The 1,437-nt window shown below is 72.2% G+C and carries 2 protein-coding genes; both read left to right on the forward strand.

The window, feature by feature from the left end; all coding sequences use genetic code 11:
- Positions 1-102: 102 nt before the first annotated feature.
- Positions 103-561, forward strand: coding sequence for a peroxiredoxin (locus ACWGKU_RS41045; RefSeq protein ID WP_401044728.1), 459 nt, complete (start codon positions 103-105; stop codon positions 559-561).
- A gap of 231 nt (positions 562-792) precedes the next feature.
- Positions 793-1,368, forward strand: a complete 576-nt coding sequence (locus ACWGKU_RS41050) for a TerD family protein (RefSeq protein WP_359915653.1) — start codon at positions 793-795, stop codon at positions 1,366-1,368.
- Positions 1,369-1,437: the final 69 nt, after the last annotated feature.

Here is a 1,437-nt window from a genome sequence, read left to right on the forward strand (position 1 = left end):
GCCACCCGCCTCATCCGTTCGGCGCAACGGCCGTAAACGAATGCGAGGATGTGGCCCGCCGCGCCCGCCGCGCGGCGCGGTCGCGTCAGAAAGGTCCCGCTCATGGCCATCGAGGTCGGCACCCCGGCTCCGGACTTCGAGCTCAACAACCAGCACGGCGAGGCCGTCCGGCTCTCCGACTTCCGCGGCCGGCGGAACGTCGTCCTGGTCTTCTACCCGTTCGCCTTCACCGGCGTGTGCACGGGCGAGCTGGGCGCGATCCAGCGGGAGCTGGCGGGCCTGCAGAACGACACCGTGCAGGTGCTCGGCCTCTCCTGCGACTCGCAGTTCTCCCAGCGGGTCCTCGCCGACCGGGAGGGCCTGGAGTTCCCGCTGCTGGCCGACTTCTGGCCGCACGGCGAGGTCACCCGGGCCTACGGCGTCCTCGACGAGGAGCGGGGCTGCCCGCTGCGCGGCACCTTCGTGATCGACACCACGGGCACGGTGCGCTGGAGCGTCGTCAACGGCCTCCCGGACGCCCGGGACGAGCAGGAGTACCTGAAGGTCCTCGCGGCGCTCTGAGACCCCCGCCCGGGCCCCGCACGCGCCTCGGCCGGGTCGCGGGCGCCCCGCGGCACCCGCCGGCCGAGTGCCCCGGGGCCGTGTCCGGCCTGATCAGGGGTGCGGACGGGAACCCCGTACTACGCTCGGGCCGTTGGCGGGGTGGGACGCGGGAGCCGATGGGCCTCCCGCCGCCCCGGACCGCACCACCGGGGGCACCACTGGACGTGCCTCCCGATTCTTGGAGGACTAGTGGGAGTCAGCCTCAGCAAGGGCGGCAACGTCTCGCTCACCAAGGAGGCACCGGGCCTCACCGCCGTGGTCGTCGGCCTGGGCTGGGACGTCCGGACCACCACCGGCGCGGACTTCGACCTGGACGCCAGCGCCCTGCTGTGCAACGCCCAGGGCAAGGTCACCTCGGACGGGAACTTCGTGTTCTTCAACAACCTGAAGAGCCCGGACGGCTCGGTCGAGCACACCGGCGACAACCTGACCGGCGAGGGCGAGGGCGACGACGAGGCGATCAAGGTCAACCTGGCCGGCGTGCCGGTGGACGTCGAGAAGATCGTCTTCCCGGTGTCGATCTACGACGCCGAGACCCGCGGCCAGAACTTCGGCCAGGTGCGCAACGCGTTCATCCGTGTGGTGAACCAGGCCGACAACACGGAGCTGGCCCGCTACGACCTCTCCGAGGACGCCTCCACCGAGACCGCGATGGTCTTCGGCGAGCTGTACCGCAACGGCGTGGAGTGGAAGTTCCGCGCCATCGGCCAGGGCTACGCCTCCGGTCTGCGCGGCATCGCGCAGGACTTCGGCGTCAACGTCTGAGCCCGCGCCGGCGCCCTGCGGCGCGGGCTGCGCGCCGTTCTCCCGGGGCGGCCCCGGACCTCCGAGGTC

This window comes from Kitasatospora sp. NPDC054768 (genome assembly GCF_053612025.1).

What these genes read in the sequence shown, in the direction of transcription:
- ACWGKU_RS41045 (WP_401044728.1), top strand. Translation starts at nt 103, where the DNA reads ATGGCCATCGAGGTCGGCACCCCGGCTCCGGACTTCGAGCTCAACAAC.